Origin of the sequence: Bradyrhizobium sp. 2S1, assembly GCF_011516625.5 — a bacterium.
Taxonomy (GTDB): Bacteria; Pseudomonadota; Alphaproteobacteria; order Rhizobiales; family Xanthobacteraceae; genus Bradyrhizobium; species Bradyrhizobium septentrionale.
The window spans coordinates 5,741,306-5,759,606 of sequence record NZ_CP147717.1 but is presented as its reverse complement, the minus strand read 5'-3'; the positions used below and the strand labels follow the sequence as shown (position 1 = coordinate 5,759,606).

At 61.6% G+C, this 18,301-nt stretch carries 16 protein-coding genes and 3 pseudogenes; 5 read left to right on the top strand and 14 right to left on the bottom strand.

Annotation, left to right across the window (positions count from 1 at the left end):
* Positions 1–29 precede the first annotated feature (29 nt).
* Positions 30–1,038 (bottom strand): annotated as a pseudogene (locus HAP54_RS27300) (ABC transporter substrate-binding protein).
* Between the two features lie 192 nt (positions 1,039–1,230).
* On the opposite strand from HAP54_RS27300, the gene HAP54_RS27295 reads away from it, so the two are divergent.
* Entirely contained in the window at positions 1,231–2,382 is a 1,152-nt protein-coding gene (locus tag HAP54_RS27295) for a zinc-dependent alcohol dehydrogenase (RefSeq protein ID WP_166305566.1), read from the top strand.
* Between the two features lie 45 nt (positions 2,383–2,427).
* Here HAP54_RS27295 and HAP54_RS27290 read toward each other — a convergent pair whose 3' ends face one another.
* The 8 genes and pseudogenes from HAP54_RS27290 to HAP54_RS27255 all read right to left on the bottom strand — a co-directional run bounded on the left by HAP54_RS27290 (position 2,428) and on the right by HAP54_RS27255 (position 10,900).
* Entirely contained in the window at positions 2,428–3,132 is a 705-nt protein-coding gene (locus tag HAP54_RS27290; protein ID WP_166305563.1) for an ABC transporter ATP-binding protein, read from the bottom strand.
* A 4-nt stretch (positions 3,133–3,136) separates the two neighbouring features.
* Positions 3,137–3,907: an ABC transporter ATP-binding protein gene (locus tag HAP54_RS27285; protein WP_166305560.1), complete on the bottom strand. Its 771-nt coding sequence runs from the start codon at positions 3,905–3,907 to the stop codon at positions 3,137–3,139.
* Complete coding sequence (locus HAP54_RS27280; RefSeq protein WP_224741765.1) at positions 3,904–4,794, bottom strand: branched-chain amino acid ABC transporter permease; 891 nt, start codon at positions 4,792–4,794, stop codon at positions 3,904–3,906. Before HAP54_RS27280 ends, HAP54_RS27285 begins: the two co-directional genes overlap by 4 nt.
* Before the next feature lie 92 nt (positions 4,795–4,886).
* A complete protein-coding gene (locus HAP54_RS27275) occupies positions 4,887–5,771 on the bottom strand; it encodes a branched-chain amino acid ABC transporter permease (protein WP_166305557.1) in 885 nt (294 codons plus the stop codon).
* Between the two features lie 54 nt (positions 5,772–5,825).
* Positions 5,826–7,077: pseudogene (locus HAP54_RS27270) on the bottom strand (ABC transporter substrate-binding protein).
* Between the two features lie 73 nt (positions 7,078–7,150).
* A pseudogene (locus tag HAP54_RS27265) lies at positions 7,151–9,540 on the bottom strand (xanthine dehydrogenase family protein molybdopterin-binding subunit).
* Positions 9,537–10,022 carry a (2Fe-2S)-binding protein gene (locus HAP54_RS27260; RefSeq protein ID WP_166305554.1) on the bottom strand — a complete coding sequence of 162 codons (486 nt, stop codon included), beginning with the start codon at positions 10,020–10,022 and terminating at the stop codon, positions 9,537–9,539. The pseudogene HAP54_RS27265 and the gene HAP54_RS27260 overlap by 4 nt, the downstream one beginning before the upstream one ends.
* Positions 10,019–10,900, bottom strand: a complete 882-nt coding sequence (locus tag HAP54_RS27255; RefSeq protein WP_166305551.1) for an FAD binding domain-containing protein — start codon at positions 10,898–10,900, stop codon at positions 10,019–10,021. Before HAP54_RS27255 ends, HAP54_RS27260 begins: the two co-directional genes overlap by 4 nt.
* A gap of 170 nt (positions 10,901–11,070) precedes the next feature.
* Between HAP54_RS27255 and HAP54_RS27250 the strand changes: the two genes are divergently transcribed.
* The gene (locus HAP54_RS27250) at positions 11,071–12,165 is read left to right on the top strand and encodes an LLM class flavin-dependent oxidoreductase (RefSeq protein WP_166308463.1); all 1,095 of its coding nucleotides are present in this window, start codon (positions 11,071–11,073) and stop codon (positions 12,163–12,165) included.
* Positions 12,166–12,180: 15 nt separating this feature from the next.
* Positions 12,181–13,056, top strand: a complete 876-nt coding sequence (locus HAP54_RS27245; protein ID WP_166305548.1) for a polysaccharide deacetylase family protein — start codon at positions 12,181–12,183, stop codon at positions 13,054–13,056.
* Positions 13,057–13,062: 6 nt separating this feature from the next.
* Here the strand turns inward: HAP54_RS27245 and HAP54_RS27240 are convergent, their stop codons facing one another.
* The 4 genes from HAP54_RS27240 to HAP54_RS27225 form a co-directional block, all read right to left on the bottom strand.
* Complete coding sequence (locus tag HAP54_RS27240; RefSeq protein ID WP_166305545.1) at positions 13,063–13,749, bottom strand: TetR/AcrR family transcriptional regulator; 687 nt, start codon at positions 13,747–13,749, stop codon at positions 13,063–13,065.
* Complete coding sequence (locus HAP54_RS27235; protein ID WP_166305542.1) at positions 13,746–14,300, bottom strand: flavin reductase family protein; 555 nt, start codon at positions 14,298–14,300, stop codon at positions 13,746–13,748. Before HAP54_RS27235 ends, HAP54_RS27240 begins: the two co-directional genes overlap by 4 nt.
* A 10-nt stretch (positions 14,301–14,310) precedes the next feature.
* Positions 14,311–15,486 (bottom strand): acyl-CoA dehydrogenase family protein, encoded by a 1,176-nt coding sequence (locus tag HAP54_RS27230; protein ID WP_166308460.1) that lies wholly within the window; start codon positions 15,484–15,486, stop codon positions 14,311–14,313.
* A 426-nt stretch (positions 15,487–15,912) separates the two neighbouring features.
* A complete protein-coding gene (locus HAP54_RS27225) occupies positions 15,913–16,341 on the bottom strand; it encodes a GNAT family N-acetyltransferase (RefSeq protein WP_166305539.1) in 429 nt (142 codons plus the stop codon).
* A gap of 843 nt (positions 16,342–17,184) precedes the next feature.
* On the opposite strand from HAP54_RS27225, the gene HAP54_RS27220 reads away from it, so the two are divergent.
* Positions 17,185–17,370, top strand: coding sequence for a hypothetical protein (locus tag HAP54_RS27220; RefSeq protein ID WP_029079993.1), 186 nt, complete (start codon positions 17,185–17,187; stop codon positions 17,368–17,370).
* A 103-nt stretch (positions 17,371–17,473) separates the two neighbouring features.
* Here the strand turns inward: HAP54_RS27220 and HAP54_RS27215 are convergent, their stop codons facing one another.
* The gene (locus tag HAP54_RS27215) at positions 17,474–17,776 is read right to left on the bottom strand and encodes a hypothetical protein (protein ID WP_338832463.1); all 303 of its coding nucleotides are present in this window, start codon (positions 17,774–17,776) and stop codon (positions 17,474–17,476) included.
* A gap of 246 nt (positions 17,777–18,022) precedes the next feature.
* On the opposite strand from HAP54_RS27215, the gene HAP54_RS27210 reads away from it, so the two are divergent.
* Entirely contained in the window at positions 18,023–18,283 is a 261-nt protein-coding gene (locus tag HAP54_RS27210; protein WP_166305536.1) for a hypothetical protein, read from the top strand.
* Positions 18,284–18,301 lie beyond the last annotated feature (18 nt).

Below are 18,301 nucleotides of genomic sequence, written 5' to 3'. Positions count from 1 at the left end.
GGTGCCCTGGCGAAGGGCACCATATTGCCTCAGCGAACCTCGGCGAGATAGCGGTCGACGAAGGCTTTTTGCACGTTTTCCATCTCGCCCCAGTCGACGCTCTTGGCCCGCGCGTAGTCGCTGTCGGGGAGGAATTTGCCCTTCACGGAAGCCGGCAGCTCGATCGGGCGGGCCGGACGCAGATAGGCATTGGTCCAGATCGCCTGGCCCTTGTCGGACAGCAGATAGTCCATCACCTTCTTGGCCTTCTCCTTGTCGGGCGCGTTCTTCACGAGACCGACGACATAGGGAAACACCACCGAGCCCTCGCAGGGAATCACAAACTCGAAGTTGCCCTTTTCCGAGTATTTCGCGCGGTAGGCGTGGAAGTCATAGTCGAACAGAATCGGCATCTCACCGGAGACGACGCGGGCATAGGACGTCTGCTTCGGCACGATCGGATCGTTCTTGCGCAGCTCCTTGAAGAAGCCGATCGCGGGATCGAAATTGGTGGGCGAGCCGCCCAGCGCCAGATTGACGGCCACTGCGCCGACATAGCCGACCGCCGCCGACGACGGATCGAGGTAGCCGACCATCCCCTTGTAGTCGGGCTTCAACAAATCCTTCCAGCAGGCCGGCACCGGCTTGCCGCCAAGTGCGTCCTTGTTGACGAACAGGCCGAGCGTGCCGGAGTGGATCGTGGTCCAATAGCCCGTCCGGATCCTTGAGGCCGGCGGGGACCTGGTCCCAATGCGCCGGCTTGTAGGGTTCGAGCGCGTCCTGGGCCTTGGCCTTCATGCCGAAGGTGACGCCGAAATAGCCGATATCGCCGACCGGGTTGGCCTTCTCAGCCAGGATCTGAGCCAGCGCCTGGCCGGAATTCTTGTTGTCGTGCGGGATGTCGTAGTTGAGGTCGGCCTTGATCGCCTTCAGCATCGAGGCCCAATCCGCCCATTCCGGCGGGCAATTGTAGCAGACCACGTCGGCCGCCCTAGCCGATTGCCACGGCGCGATCAGCGTCAGCGCCAGCAACGCGAGGACAAGGCGGACGGTCTTCATGGGAGGCTCCGGTTTGGCGGGATGCGATGAGGATTTCAACATCAACCGGACGATCAAGTATAGTCCGCGTATGAAGGTTTTGCGACGCGCCCGCTGCTGTGCAGCAAATGGCGGAGCCGCGATGCCAACCATCGGCTGCTCGCGGCCGCCGGCCGTTTTGCGCTAGGCTGCCAACCAAAAGAGGAGGCGACCATGTACCAGCCGCCCGGCGTCAAGACATCGCCCGACCTTCCCGTCCCCGACCGCATGAAAGCCTGGGTCCTTGGTGACCCCGATCAGCTCCTGCTGAGCGAGAAGCCGACGCCTGCCCCGTCGCGTGCCGAGGTGCTGGTCCGCATCGATGCGGTTGCGATCTGCGCCACGGATCTTGAGATCATCCATGCCGGGTCGCCGGCGAGCATTCAGGGCGGCCTGCCCTTCAACAAGAACTTTACGCCGGGCCACGAATACATGGGCACGGTCGCCGCGCTCGGCCCTGATGTCGACGAATTCAGGATCGGCGAGCGGGTCAGCGTGGAAATTCACGCCGGTTGCGGCCAATGCAAACGCTGCCGCCAGGGCATGTACACGTCCTGTCTCAACTATGGAAAGCCCGAGAAGGGTCACCGCGCCAACGGCTTTACGACCGATGGCGGATTCGCCGAATACGCGGTGAATCACATCAACACGCTGGCGCGCGTACCTGATGCGATGAGCGACGCGGAAGCGACGCTGGTCGTGACTGCCGGTACGTCGATGTATGGCTTGACGGAATTGGGGGGATTGGTTGCCGGCGAGAGCGTCGTGGTGATCGGCCCCGGGCCGATTGGACTGCTCGCTGTGGCGGTGGCCAAGGCGCTTGGTGCAAGCCCGGTCATCCTGACCGGAACACGCAACAAGCGGTTGGCGATCGGCGGGGAATTGGGGGCCGATCGTGTCATCAACATCAACGACGAAGATGCCGTCGAGGTTGTGAGGCAACTAACAGGAGGGATCGGCGCTGACTATGTCGTCGAATGTGCCGGCACCGAAGCGACACTCAACCAGGCCATTCACATGACCAATCGTGGCGGCAGGATTTGCCTGGCCGCCTTCCCGCACGAGGCCGCAACACTGGACATTGCACATCTCGTGCGAAACAACATCTACGCCTACGGCATCCGCGGCGAGGGCCGCAGCGCCACCCACCGCGCCATGGAGTTGATGGCAGCGAAACGGTTCGACGCGAGAAAGATTCACACGCATACCTTTCCGCTGGCCGACCTGCCGACGGCGCTCAGATATGCGCGGGATCGCGTCGACGATGCGATCAAGGTCGTCGTGACCAATCGCAGCGCCGAACAGATCGCAAGCGCCGCGGAGTAAGATGGCGCTCGCGCCGGCTGCAACCGCGCCGGCGTGGGAGCCTGCTCACACCGAACAATATCGCTCCTTGATCTCATTGTCGGCCAGCAGTGCCTGCGCAGATGCCTGATGCACCACGGATCCCTGGTCCAGCACATAGGCACGATCCGCGATACCCAGCGCCAGCTCGACGTTCTGCTCGACCAGCAGCACCGTCGTTCCCTGTGCCTTCATGCTGCGGAACAGCTCGAACATCTCGTCGACCAGCACCGGCATGATGCCCTCCGAGGGCTCATCCAGCATGATCAGGTCGGGCTTGGCGATCATCGCCCGCGCGATCGCCAGCATCTGCTGCTCGCCACCGGACATCGTGACCGCCTCTTGATCCATGCGCTCGGCCAGTCGTGGGAATATCACGGCGATCTCGTCGATCAGCTCGGCCTCCCGCTTCTTCTGCTTCGATGCGACCAGCCCGAGCCGCAAATTCTCCCGCACGGACAGCCCCTGCACGATCCGCCGCTCTTCGGGAACATAGGCAAGCCCCAGCGCGAACCGAACATGCGCCGGCTGGCGCAGCAGCTCTTCACCCTTGAAGGTGACCGAGCCGCGCGTCCGCCCCATCAAGCCCATGATCGATTTCAGCGTCGTCGTCTTGCCGGCTCCGTTGCGGCCGATCAGACAGACGATTTCGCCCCCAGCCACCTCGAGACTGATGTCCTGCAATGCGTGGCTTGCGCTATACCAGGCATTAAGCTTGCTGATCTGCAGCATCACCTCAATGCTCCCGCTGGCCGAGATAGACACGCTTCACGGCCTCGTTCTGCCGCACCTCCTGCGGCGTTCCCTCGGCAAGAAGTTCACCATGGTGCAACACGAGGATGCGATCGCTGATCCCGAGCACGAGCTTCATCTTGTGCTCGACGAGGATGACCGTACGTTCCTTTGCGAGCTTCACGATGAGATCCATCATGGTCCGGGTTTCTTCCGGGCTCATGCCGGCCGTCGGCTCGTCCAGCAGCAGCAAGCGAGGCTGACTGGCAAGCGCCATGCCGATTTCCAGCGCCCGCTGCTCGCCATGAGCCAACGTTTTGGCGGCGCGTTCGCGGGACTCCCACAGCCCAACCAGGGTAAGCAGTTCGTCCGCCCGCTCCACCAGTTCGGTCAGCCGCGCGCGCGGGCGCCAGATGTCGTATCTGGACACCAGGGCCTGCAAACCGACGCGGATGTTCTCACGCGTCGTGAGCTGCGGAAACACGCTGGTGATCTGGAACGACTTTGCAATCCCCATGTGCGCAAAGCGGTGCTGCGGCAGACCGGTGACATCCTTGCCCTCGAACTCGACGCTGCCATTCGACGGCGGAAAGGCACCGCACAACAAATTGAAATAGGTGCTCTTTCCGGCGCCGTTCGGACCGATGATGGAGGTGATCGCTCCCCTGGCAAACTCGGCCGAGATGTTGTTGAGCGCAACAAACTTGCCGAACGTCTTGCCGACGCCCCTGGTGCGCAGAATGATTTCCCCCGCCTGGTCTGCCGCCCCGGTCATCGCCTGCCCCGCGCGATCAGCGTACCCCAGATGCCGGCGGGGAAGAACAGCACGCATGCAATGAAGATGGCGCCAACGATCAATTGCCAGTGCACGGTCCAGACGGAGACGATGTTCTCCAGCACCAGGAAGACCGCGGCGCCGATCATCGGCCCGAAGAATGTCCCCATCCCGCCCAGCAGCGCGATCATCACGACGAGGCCCGAGGTCTCGTAGTGCAAAATCTCGATCGGCACGATCGACAGATGCAGGGCCTGCAAGGCACCCGCGAGGCCGCAGAAGCCACCCGACAGGACGAAGGTCAGCAATCGGGTCAGGGTCACGTCATAACCTGACGCGCGGGCCCGCATCTCATTCTCCCGCACCGCCTCAATAACGGCCCCAAACGGTGACGCCAGAATGCGCGACATCACGAAAAAAGCGGCGATCACGAAAGCCGCAATGACGTAGTAGCGGACCATCGGGTTGATGAAATCAATCCGCAGGCCGAACAGATCGATGGTGCGGACGTTGATGCCGCGCAGGCCGTTTTCACCGCCGGTCAGGTCAACCGCCTGATAGAAAAGGTAGTAGACGCATTGCGACAGCGCCATCGTCACCATTGCGAAGTAGATGCCGCGGGTTCTGATCGCGAGTACGCCGATCAACAGCGCCATCGACAGGCCGCCGGCGACCCCGGCCGCGATGGCCGCATACCATGGCCAGCCAAAGTGCACGATGGCGATACCACAGACATAGGCACCGGTCCCGAGCAGCGCAGCATGACCGAATGAGAGCAGGCCCAGATAGCCAAACACGAGGTTGAAGCCGAGGGCGTACAGCCCATAGATCAGGATGTTCACGGCCAGGGCCGTGAACGGCATCACCAGCGGGAACACCAGGATCACCGCTGCCGCGATGCTTAGTCGCGAACTCGTACCAACTGGCCGTCGTGGTATCGGGCTGTTTGATGGATTCGGTAGCGTCGGTCATGCCTGGCTCAGCTCATCAATCCGGCGCGGCCGAAGAAGCCTTGGGGACGAACAATCAGCACGAGCGCCATCAGGGCAAAGATCGAAACCTTGGCCATCTCTGGTGCAAACAGCGAGGTCATGCTGACCACCACACCGACCAGCAGGCCTGCCAATATGGCGCCGCCGATCGACCCCATTCCGCCGACGACGGTCACCACGAAGGCTTCGGCGAGAATCGTGCCGCCCATCTCCGGAATGACGCCCTGCAGCGGGGCCGCCAACAGCCCGGCCAAGCCCGCAATCGCGGTACCTATCCCGAACACGATCAGCCAGACCCTGGAAACATCGACCCCAAGGACACGGACGATCTGCGGATCGCGCGCGCCGGCGCGGATAATGAGCCCGAAGCTGGTCTTCTCCAGAAACAACCAGAGCGCCAGCAGGACGACGGCCGTCGCCGCGATGACAAACAGGCGGTAGAGCGGGAAATAGCCGACACCGATGTTGACCGCCCCCTGCAGGATCTCGGGCGTGTCAAAGGGATAACCGGTCTTGCCAAAGGCAATGCGCACGCATTCGACCATCACGTAACTCAGCCCGAAGGTGAGCAGCAGCGGATAGTCGATGCCGCGGCCGTAGAGCGGCCGGATCAGCACGCGCTCGACCACAAGGCCGAACAGTCCGACCAAGAGCGGCACCGCCACCAGGCAGACCCAGAAATTGCCGCCGATCGAAATCAAATAGAGCCCGACATAGGCGCCGACCATGTAGAACGCGCCACGGGCGAAGTTGACGACCGTCAACATCCCGAAGATCAGCGAGAGGCCGATCGCAAACAGCACGTAGATCGCGCCGAGCGCCAGCCCGGCAAACAGTTGCAGCGCAATCAGGTCAAAGCTCAGGCCCGCCATCTCATCACCCCAATGTGGCGCGCACCGTTCCGCGGCGCGCGCCATCGCACGAGCTCAGCTCTTGTGACCGAGCGCTTCGCAGGTACGCAGGTTCTTTTCGTTGGGTTCTTCGGTCGACAGAACTTCGAACACATCGGACTCGTTCTTCATGTCCTTGGACTTCGACTTGATCACGAGCACCGACTGCACCGACTGGTGATCGCATTTGCGATAATATTGCGGTCCCTTGTAGTAGTCGTACTTCAGAGCCTCCAATGCGGTGACGACCTTGTCGGTCTCCACGCTGCCGGCGCCCTTGACCGCCTCGAGCACGGTCCGAACACCGCCATAGCCGAGCGCACCGTAATCGGTGGGCAGCTTGCCGTCATACATCTTGCGGAAAGCATCGTTGAACGCCTTGGTCGAGGCGAACTTGTCATCGATACCCCAGTAGAACGAGCAACCGCCGACGACGCCTTCGAATGCCTGCGGACCCGCCGCGACGCGACTGGCATGCGAGAGCAGCGGCGCGATGATCTGGATCGATTTCTTGATGCCAAAGTCGGTTGCCTGCTTCAGCGCGATTTGCTGGTCCCGCCCGAAATTGCTGATGCACAAATATCGGGCTTCAGCGACTGGAGACGCGGCAGCAGGGTCGAGAAATCGGTCGTTCCCAGCGGATGGCGGATGTCGCCGAGGTTCTCGATGTTGAACTCCTTGCCGACCTCAAGGAAGCCGCGAACCATCTCGTGACCGTAGGCATAATCCGCCGTGAGAACGCAACCTTCTTGCCGAATTTGGTGAAGGCGTAGCGGCCGACCGCACCTGATGTCATGTGCGGGTTCAGCGCTTCGTGGAATGTGTATTTGCTGAAGTCTGCCGCCTCGTTGATGGCGTCGGACTGGCTGATCGAATTGAAGATGACGCCGCGCTCCTTGGTGACGTTGTTGATCGCAAGCTGAACCGCCGCCGACAGACTGCCGACGACGAAATTCACCTTCTCCTTCTCGACCAGCTCCAATGTCCGCGTCGCCGCCTCACCGGGATTCAGCTTGTCATCGCGCACGACGAGCTCGGCCTTGCGGCCGTTGAGACCGCCGGCATCATTGAATTGGGCGACAGCCAGCTGACCCGCCCGGACCTGGTCCTGGGCCTCGGCGCCATATGGGCCGGTCAAGGGAACCGGGAAGCCGATCTTGATCGGTGCTTCCTGGGCCTGCAGTAGATTGATGCGAAAGGGCGAGACGGCGAGAGCGGCGTCGGCGCTTGCCGTCGTCAGCAGACGACGCCGCGATATCGATCCAGCTTTGGTGACCTTGTTCGTCATGACCATTCCTCCCCAAGAACTGTCTGTGTTGTGTTTTGCTTATCGTTTTGTCTTTGCCCGGAACGTCGCCACCTCAGATTCGTCCCAGGGCCGTCAGGATAACCTGAGGCGTCAGCGGAATCTCGGTAATTATTGCGCCGAACGGCCGGAGCGCGTCATTGACCGCGTTGGCCACGCAAGCTGCCGCCCGGCTGTCCCCGCCTCGCCCGCCCCCTTGGCGCCCAGCTCCGATTCTGACGTCGGAGAGACCACGTGGCCGATCTCGATATCGGGCATCTCACCGGACATCGGGACCAGGTAGTCCGCCATATTGGCGTTGGTCAGCTGACCGCGTTCATCATAGATGCACTTTTCGAACAGTGCCGCGCCGAGCCCCTGCACGACCCCGCCCCGGATCTGCTCGTCAACCAGTTGCGGATTGACGATGGTGCCGCAATCTTCGACAACCCAATGCTTGAGCAGCGTAACGAACCCGGTCTCGGTATCGACCTCGAGCCACGAGGCCTGAATGCCGTTGGTAAACGCAAAGGGGTACTGGCGTGGAACGAAATGCCGGGTCGCCATCAACTCGGGCTGGATCCCTGGCGGGAGGGTGTCCGGTCGAAAATAGACGATCCGCGCCAGCTCGTTCAGCTCGATGCGGGGCGCGCCGTCGTCGGCATTGACGATACTGTTGTTGACGATATCGAGCCCGGCTGGCGTCGATTGCAGGATGGCCGCAGCAACGTCGAGAATATTCTTGCGCAGAGCCTTGGCGGCTTGCAACGCGGCTTCGCCGCCGATGCCGGCGCCGCGCGAGGCCCACGTACCGCCGCCATAGGGCGTGTTGTCGGTATCGCCCAGGATCACGCGGACCCGCTCCATCGAAACGCCAAGCACGCTGGCGACGATCTGGGCCGTCAGCGATTCCGACCCTTGCCCCTGCTCCGTGATGCTGGTCTGGCAGATCACCGAGCCCTGGGCGTCAAGCCGAACCGCGACACCATCCTGCGACGAGATCCGCGCGCCGCCGACGCCGTAGAAGGCGGCGCTGGGATTGGTCACTTCTATGAAGCTGGCGATTCCGATGCCTCGATGAACGTTTCTGGTACGCAACGCGGCTTGCTCGGCACGCAATGCGTCGTAGTCCATCATCTGAAGCAGCTTGGCCAGCGAGGCGTGATGCGAGAGCTGCTCGAACTTCATGCCCGAGGGTGATGCGCAGGGATAGGCATCGTCGGCGATCAGGTTGCGCCGGCGGATTTCGACGGGATCCATGCCGATCTTCGCTGCGGCCAGATCGACCAGGCCTTCGGTAACCGAACAGGCGATCGGGTGTCCGACCGCCCGGTACTGGCACATCACGTTCTTGTTCTGGAACACGACCCGCGCGCGCGCCCGATAGTTCGGGGTCAGATATGCCCCACCGACAAGGTTGACCACCTGATTTGCCTCGATGGCGCTGGTGCGCGGATACATCGAATAGGGGCCGATCCCCGTCAGATCGTCGATCTCGAATGCCGTAATCGTGCCGTCCTTTAGGACGCCGATCCGTCCTCTGCATCGATGATCGCGGGCGTGAATGTCCGTGTTGAAACTCTCGACGCGGTCAGCCACGAATTTGACCGGCCGCCGCAGCAGCTTGGACAGCGCATAGGTCGCCATTTCGTCGGCGTAGATATGGACCTTGATGCCGAACGAGCCGCCGACATCCTTGCAGACCACCCGGACCTGCGCTTCCCTCAGCCCGAGATGGAGGGCCGCGATGTTCTGCACCATGTGGGGCGCCTGCGTGCCCTGATAGATCGTGAGCCGCGCCTCGGCCGCATTCCAGTCGGCAACGACGGCCCGCGGCTCAAGTGTCACGCCGGTGTGGCGCCCGAACACGAAGTCGGCTTCGACCACCTCGGACCCCGACAATGCGAGGTCGACATCGCCGGCATTGAGGGTCCGCTCAAAGGCGAGATTGTCACCGAGCGAGGCGTGAATGACAGGAGTCGCCGGATCGAGCGCGGTGCGCATGTCCCTGACCGCCTCGAGTTCCTCGTAGTCGACGGCAATGTGCTCCATGGCATCTTCAGCGGCCGCACGGCTGGTTGCCACAACCGCCGCCACCGCCTCACCCTGCCAGCAGACCCGGTCGACCGCGATCGCGTGCTGCGGCGCCGACTTCAATCCCTTTAGATGCGAGAGCACACCGACCCAAGGCGTAATCACAGCCTCAAGCTCACGCCCGGTGACGATGGAAATGATGCCCGACATTCGCCTTGCCGCGGCGGCATCGATCGCCACGATTCTGGCGTGGGCATATGGCGACCGCAGAAAGATCACGTGCGCCATACGCGGCAATTCCAGGTCGCTGACGTACTGTCCGCGCCCTTGCAGCAGCCTGTCGAGATTCGGACGCGGCACCGTCTTGCCGATGTAGGAATTCGGCCGATCGAGCACCGAAGGCGTGTTTGTTGCCGCGCGGGTCACCGTCATGCGCGGCGCTCCGCGCGCGTCTTGGCTGTCGCCTCCACAGCATCCACGATGGCCTGATAGCCCGTGCAGCGGCAATAGTTGCCGGAAAGATGCTCGCGGATCGCTTGACGATCAGGCACGGACAGACGCTTCAGCAAGTCCTGCGCCGTCATCAGCATGCCAGGCGTGCAATAGCCGCACTGCAATGCATTCCGTTCGCGAAACGCTGCCTGAAGATCGGCGACTTCTCCGCTGTCGGACAGCCCCTCGATTGTCTCGACCGACGCCCCCTGCGCCTGGACCGTCAACATCAGACAGGAGCGAACGATCTCGCCATCGACCCGGACAGTACAGGCGCCACAGACGCCGTGCTCACAACCGATGTGAGTGCCGGTCAGCTTCAGGTTCTCCCGGAGAAAATCAGCGAGGTTGAGCCGCGGCAAGACAAAGGCATCGATCGGTTCGCCGTTGACCAGAAGCGAGATCGATACCGGAACGCTCACTTGGTTGCTCCCGTTTCCAGTTCAGGTCGCGCGAGTAACGCGGCCACACAGCGCCGGAGCAAGACTGTGGCGAGATGTCGGCGCATGGCTGGGCTAGCCTGCTGATCCTCATGTGGATCGAGTTCATCGGCCAGCGCGGTCGCAGCCTCTGCGAGCAAGACGGCGGTCACAGATGCATTGATCAGCTTGTCGGCGGCGGACGCGAGCAGAGGCCGGTCACCAACCGCAAAGAAACCGAGCCGAAGATCCGTGAACCTGCCGCGCGCCACAACAGCGCGAGCGGCGAGGCCAGCGATGGCATAGTCGCCATGCCGCCGGGCGTATTCCTGAAAGAAAAATGTCGAGCCTTGCCCTGCGACAGGCACCTCGACTGCGACAAGCAACTCGTCCGGAGACAGTGCCGTTTCGTAAATTCCCTTGAAAAACCCGGTCGCAGCAATCCGGCGCTCGCCGGCCGGGCCGCGAACGATAACCGTGGCGTCAAGTGCTACGACGCAGGCGGGCAGTTCCGACGCAGGATCGGCATGGGCGAGGCTACCGCCAATCGTTCCGCGATTGCGAATTGCGGGATGAGCAACATGGGCAACGGCATCGCGCAACAACGGCGCGTGCAGAGCAACCTCCGGCGAACCGAGCAGGTCGACATGCCGGGTCAACGCACCAATGACCAGCACATCCCCCTTCACCGCGATGCCGCGCAACTCGGCGAGGCCGCCGATATCGACCACAATGTCCGGAGATAGGAGCCGCAGGTTCATCGCCGGCATCAGGCTCTGACCACCTGACAAAACCTTCGCCTTGTCGCCATGCGCAGCGAGCAATTCCAGCGCATTCACGACGCTGGTCGCGCGGGCATAGGCGAAAGCCGCAGCTTTCATGTGGGCGTGGCCTCCCGGGCCCAATTTTGGTTTGCCCGATTAGAGGGCCGCCCTCTTCAAAGGTCAAGCTTGTTTATCGAGTGATTATTTGCGCGGCGGGGCTTGTCTTCGCTGCGGGAAGGCCGCAGGTTCCTCGCCAACTAAAGTTCTACTCGCAAGGGAGGCGGATCATGAAGCTCGGATTCTTTACGATGCCGATCCATCCTCTCGACAAGGATTGGCGGCAGTCGCTCCGGGAGGATCGGGAGGCCTTCCTGCTCGCGGATGAGCTCGGGTTCACCGAAGGCTATGTCGGCGAGCATGTCACCGACAAGGCCGAGAACATCACTTCCAGCATCGCGTTCATTGCCTGGCTCGCGGCCGCAACCAAGCAGATCAGGCTTGGAACCGGCACCATCAACATGCCGAACACCCATCCGGCTGCAGTCGCCGCATCTGTCGCCATGCTCGACCACATGCTTGATGGGCGCTTCATACTCGGGATCAGCCCTGGCGGATTGCTGTCCGACGCGGAAGTCTTCGGCAATCTCGATGCCGACCGCAATGCGATGTTCCTGGAAGCGATCAATCAGGTTCTCGACATCTGGGCCGGCAAGCCGCCCTATGATCTGCAGGGCAAATATTGGGATGTCTCGGTCAAACGAACTCTGATTGAGGATATTGGCCAAGGCATCGTCGCGCGCCCCTTGCAAACCCCTCATCCGCCGATCGTGGTGACCGCGGTCGCGCCGTTCTCAAAAGGGGTCACGGAGGCGGCGGCACGCGGCTGGGATCCGATCTCGGCAAACTTCCTGATGCCTGCCTGGGTGAAGAGCCATTGGCCCAAATATGTCGAGGGCTGCGAACGCGCAAACCGGGCGATCGACAGCGCCAATTGGCGTGTCGCCAAGAGCGTGTTCGTGGCAAGGGACGCAGCAACCGCGAAAGCCTATGCCACGTCGCCCGACAGCCCCTACGTGTACTACTATCACCAGCTGTTCACGAAGCTGAAGCGCAGCGGCCGGCTCGAACTGTTCAAGACGCGGCGGGATCAACCTGACGCCGAGGTTACATTGGAAGAGATCTGCGACAAGCTCATCATCTACGGCACACCCGAAAGCGTTGCAGATCAACTGCTAGCGTTCCAGGAGGAGATCGGCGCCTTCGGAACCTTGCTGTACGCCGGCAAGGACTGGAGGGATCGCGAGCTTGGCCGTCAATCGACGATCCTGATGGCTGAGAAGGTCTTGCCGCGGATCAATGCCGCTCCCGGATTATCGGCGTGATCAAGGAGTCTCGACATGGCCTTCACTGATCGCATTCCGTACCAGGCCCAGGTCGATCGCCCGAAGCTGACATTGCCGGGCGGCAAGAAACTTGCCGTGTGGGTGATCCTCAATGTCGAGGAATGGCGCATCGGGAACGCGATGCCGCGCACCGTGCTGAGCCCACCGATGGGCCAGCCCCTGCTGCCCGACGTGCCGAACTGGTCGTGGCATGAATACGGCATGCGCGCCGGCTTCTGGCGGCAATTCAAGGCCCTCACCGACCGAAAGATTCCGGTGACGCTGGCCGTGAATGCCAACGTCTGCAACAGCTATCCGCGGGTGGCGTCGGCAGCGCTTGAGGCGGGCTTCGAATTCATGGGACACGGATTTGTCCAGGGCCCGATGCACAAGGTCGAGAACCAGGCTGACGCAATCAAGCGCGCGGTCGACACCATTGCTGGATTTACCGGCAAGCCGCCGCGATCGTGGGAAAGCCCAGGCCTGACCGAGACCGAAGAGACGCTCGATCTCCTGCGCCTCAACGGCATCGAATACGTGGCCGACTGGGTGATCGACGATCTCCCGCAGGACATCGCCACGCCGCACGGAACGGTGACGACAATTCCCTATTCCGTCGAGACCAATGACATCGTCATCCACGCGCTGCAGCATCTTCCGTCAGAGCAGTTCCTGACGCGCTGCACCGACCAGTTCGATCGGCTGTATCTCGAAGGCGCGGAGAATGCGCGGATCATGGCGATCTCGGTGCATCCCTACATCACGGGCGTGCCACATCGAATCAAATATCTGGAGGCGCTGCTCGATTACGTCATCGGCCATGACGGCGTAGCGCTGATGACGGCGAGCGAGATCGGAGATTGGTATCGGGGTCAGATGGCAACGAGGTAGTGCCGCTCAACCAACGACCTTGATCGGCGCCCGTCGACGATCGGTCGCGCTCTCCGCCATCCTCTCGAATCCTGCGAGAAAGATATCCAGCGCATCGCTGATCATTTTTGCCTTGTCCTCGAGGACCGGCGCTTCGTAGATGTACTTCCGCACACCATAGTAGAAGATACCGCCGTGAAACACCCAGGCCAGTTCCAGTTCAGCGGCGCTGGGCCTGCTTTGCGTCGCGAGGCCGGCGTCGTAGCGACATTCCCTGAGAATGCGGGTCAGGATCTTGTCCTTGACCATGCCGACATACCAGCGATTGATATCGAGGCCCTTCAGGCCGGAGTAAAGATAGATCCTCAGCCATTTGCGGTTGAAGATTGCATCCGTATAAACTTCGTAAAACTCCTGTAGGCGCACGCGGAGCGGACGCGAGCGATCCGAGAGCAACTTCTCCCAGCCGATTTCCAGGGGTTCGAGATATACCTTGCGGTAGACCTCCTTGATGAGATCATCCTTACTCGGAAAGTAGCGGTAAAGCAGCGGCTGGGTTACGCCGAGCTTGCGCGCGAGGGTACGTGTACCGCCGCCGAATCCCTCTTCCGCAAAAAGCTCAGTCGCCTTGGTGACGAATTCGCTGCGCCGGTCGTCAGCTGATAGTCGCCTCTGCTTGGTACGAGCTCGCTTGACGGGCGTCTTTCGATTCATGATGTCTTGTCACCATCGTCAGGCTGGAATCCGCCAAAACCTCCCCGCGCGAACAACAACGGATTGTTCCGGTTATAAGCGTAGGCTTCCACCGCCCCTAGAAAAATGACGTGATCTCCGCCGTAGTAGCGGTTGGCGGCACGGCATTGAAAATTTGCAACCACGTCGGCAAGCACAGGAGCTTGACCGAGACCTGGCGTCCAGCTCACACCTGCGAACTTGTCGCCTGATGACCTAGCGAACTGCAGCGCCAACGCCCGCTGCGACGCATCAAGAACGTTGACGGTAAAATGGCTGGCATTCTGGAAGATCGGCAGCCCCTGCGAAAACATGCCCAGGCTCCACAGCACCAGCGGCGGATTGAGCGATACCGACGCGAAGGAATTGCAGGTAATTCCGTACGGCCGCCCTTCGGCAGACATCGCGGTCACGATCGTCACGCCGGTCGCGAACGTGCCAAGCGCGTTGCGGAAGTCACGAGGGTCGATCGTCGAACTGTCGCTTGCGAACTCACTGGCCGGATCCGGCGGATGTTTGGGTAAGTCAGACATCCAATCGGCCTCAAAGCGTCAGGTTTTCAGACGGAAGCCCGAGGGCCACCCGCCCGTAATTGGTACCGGCCGCGTCAAAATTGAAGGCGAGGTGCGAGTTCACCGCATGCGCATCGCGGAATTGGCGCTGCAACGCGCCCGAGGTGAACAGGCTGCGCGCCCCGCTCGCCGCGAACAGAAGAGACACCGCTTCGGTGCACAGATTGACCGCAAACGCGCCGTCGCGTCGGAGCTTCGTCTTCGCCGCAATGCTCGGGATGTCACCACGCCGAACTTCCGCTAACACCTCAACGCAGTTCGTACGCATGATCAACCGCGCGGCATCTATCTTTGCCGACGCCTCAGCGATCTTGATTTGTGTGCTTTGCAGGTCTCCGATCTTGGCCCGGTTGTATGTCGAGGCGCGGTGTCGCGCGATCTCGACATAATCATCAAGGCAAGCCTGCGCATTCCCCAAGCCGACCCCTGACAATACATAAGGAAACAACGAGAAGACCGGAAGCATGTAGAGCGCATTCGGATTGACAACACTGCCGGGCGTCGCACCGCCCGCGAGATCGCTGACGGCAACCGTCATATGCTCGGGGACGAACGCGTCAGTTACCCGAACGTCGTTTGATCCCGTTCCGCGCAAACCAGCCGCATTCCAGGTATCGTCGATGCTGTAGTCCCGCTTGTTCAGCAGGAACAACCGATACTCGACGCCATCGGCTTCATCGTCAGAGGCAACCACGCTCGCGAGCATGTTCCATCCGCACGCTTCCACCCCGGACGAGAACGGCCAGTGACCGCTCAGCACATATCCGCCACTTGTCTTCCTTGCACGGCCTGCCGGGAAAACAAAGGAAGACGCGATCAGCGTATCCGGATCCTTGCCCCACACCGCGCTCTGCGCCTCGGGCGCGAACATGCCGAGCATCCAGTGGTGGCTCGCAAGATTGGCAAAATTCCAGGAGACCGAGGCGTCGCCCTGCCCCAGGGCATCGGCGCAATCGACCAGTGCAACATAGTCGAGTTCGCTTCCCCCGACGCGCTTGGGCTGCAGGATCCGGAAAAGCCCATTATCGTGCAGATCCCGTTCGGTCTCGGGCGGCAATCGGCGCAGGTCTTCGGTCCGTTGAGTTCGCTCACGCAAGGTCGGCACAAGCGCCCTGGCTCGTGCGACCATGATCGAATAGCGATCCATGTCTGCGCCTGGCGGCACCTTCGCGTCGAGCCCGCGGTCAACCTCAACCATGGTCTCTTCCTTCGTTCGATCTCCAAGACATTTGTGCGTGCGATCGAGCCGTACGGCTCAGTTTATCGATCGATCACCAGAGATCAAGCCGCGCAAGCCTACGTCCCTCGAATTTTCAACGCCCAGGACTAACGACTGCGGCGGGTGCCCACTGAGGGAACGTTTTCAGCGATGCCTCGTCCGCGCAGGACAGGCCAATCCAGCATTTTTTCCCGGCCAGGATACGACATGTGGTCCAGGCTCCTGCTAGCGAACGCTGAATGCAGAAGGCCGCTTCCTGGCGCAGAAACGCAAAAAAGCCCGGTGGCCATTCGGCCGCCGGGCGCTCTACGTCATGATATTATTGGTAACCGCTCAACCCATCTCGCGCGCTTTCTAGACGAGTTCCTTCCGCCAATACAACGTGTGCTCCCATGCCCAGGGCGAGGTAGGTTCGAACAGCCTGTACCCTTGCCGGATAAAGTTATTGGCCGAGAAACGATTGTGGGTCGTATCCGAGACAATCGCTTTCCAGCCGGCCCGCCGCCCTCGCGTTTCCAGCGCGCGAGTAAGCCGTACCTGCAGGCCGTGGCCGCAGTGCGGCATCGCAACGCCAACGCGGCACAGATATCCGGCGTTGGCGACATGGGTCGAGGGGACGACGCCCGCGAACGCTATCGGCCGCGTTCCGCGAAACGCAAACCACCAATATCCCTGCTCGAAGTCAGGCGCACGTGTCCCATCGCAGAATATCAGCTGATGAAGCTCGGCGAGCGAGTCCGCGACCTCATCGTCCTGCGGATCAACCTCGCGTATCCTGTACATTTTCACGCCTCGAGATTCTATTGTTCGCCAGGATGCCCAGGCGTCTGACTTGGACATCAAGCCGCCCACCCTCAGTTACAACGCCAGTCACTTTCCGAGCGTGGTCTTGATGCCCAACCAAACGGCACCGAGAAAACCAGTAGCGATCACGGTGATCACCGCTTTGAAAGTATAACTAGGCGGTCATTGCAAACCTCATTGATCGGCCGGCAGCGCGCGGTGCGGCCATCGAATTAAAGATGCGGCAGGTCGCGCAAAATGCTGCAACCGTTTGGGGCGCGAACCTTATCCCTGACGAGTGGGGCCGCGGGCAGCGCCGGCTTGCGCCGCGCCGCAGGACCGGCGCGTTCGCGCGCACCGGCCAATTTCGTGCTCGCTTCAAAGGGGGCGGACGGCGGCGCGCTGACGACGCTCAGGCGATGGGCGGGAGGATGTGGCGTCGTGACGTTGCGGCCGCCGTCCGATTGGTGAAACGGCAAACAAAAAGCCCGCCGCGGATTGCTCCGCGCGGGCTCAACAATTTCGGAATTTTTGAATTATGCAGCTGAGTTGCCCGACGTGTCAAACCTTTTTACGAGCTGAATGCGATCGGTAAAATTCAACGCGTCGGCTTCGACGGTGGGAAACCGCCTTGATCGAAAGTTTGCGCATGATCTGGAATCGCAACATGAGTTGGCGTCGATCGGCCGTATGCTTGTTGCGATGATGTCAGTGTGCCGCTGAGTTGCCCGACGCGTCAAGTGGGACAAGCGGTTCATATTTGGACCGACATCAATTACGGTTTTCGGCTCGCGCCGGTCGAACCGGCCCGCGCCGTACGTTGATTGCAGGGAGGAAGCGTCGATGTATTTCGTTGCTGCCGTGCTCGCGGTCCTGTCCGGCCTGTTCTATGCCGCAGGCCATCATCAGATCGGTTCGCTCGGTACCACCATGTGCCAGTATGGCGGCTTCTTTTGCGACGCTCCGGTGCTGGTTCTCGTCGGTGCCGGGTTCGCCGCGGCGTGGGGCATGCTCGTCAGCGTTCGCTGATCATCGCTTGATACTGCCGACAGTGATCTTGTGCCGCTGAGTTGCCCGACGAGTCAATTCCTGCGCTCCGCGTCATCGGACGCATCTCCACGAACGCCCGCATTTATTGCGGCGGGATTGGGTTTGCCGGTTGCGCCGGCTTGGGGCCAGGTGGAACGGGCTCAATCGGCGCCTTCGGCTCGGTCGGCATGACCGTTGCGCCGGCCGCACGCGCCGCCTCGCCGGTCGTCGAGTAGTTGGCGGAGGCGGCCGGCTGCACCTTCGGCTTATTCCATGGACCATGGTCGACGATCAGCATCCCGAACACGCCAAGGATCGCAACCACGGCTGCAACCACCAGCGGCATACCGCCGTGCCGATTGCGATGCCTGAGCGAACCACCTTCCATTATGCCGTGCGCTTGCATTGTCATCATCGTCTCCCCGGAAACAAGCCGCGACCCGCGCGTAAGTTTCCGGTTCCCTGACGTGAAAGGACGGCATGTCGGTGGAACCAATCCACGGCTGTGGCATTTGCACGATGTACGGCCGCCACCTGCAATTCAAAACGGCGCCTGTCGCGGATAGCCCGAGGTTCATCGACCCGCTGTTCAAAGCATGTGCACGCGCGGATGGAGGTGGCGGCCACCTGACCTTTAGTGAGATCGCGGCACATGAGCTCCGAGACACCCGAGTCCCCCCTGCAGCCCACACTGGGCGAACGAGCGATCGACGCTGCGACGGACGTTTCGCGCACCATCACGGAGGTGTCGGACGGACTGCGAGCGGCTGCGGATCGGCTCAGCGACGCGATCGCAACCTCGCGCCGGCCGGGCGGAGTCCTTGCCACGGTGAGCGCGGTCACGCGCGAAGCGCCGCTCGCCAGCCTGTTCGTCGCGTTTCTGCTCGGCGTTGCCGTCGCGCGCCGGCGCTAGGCTCGACGCGCTGCGAAA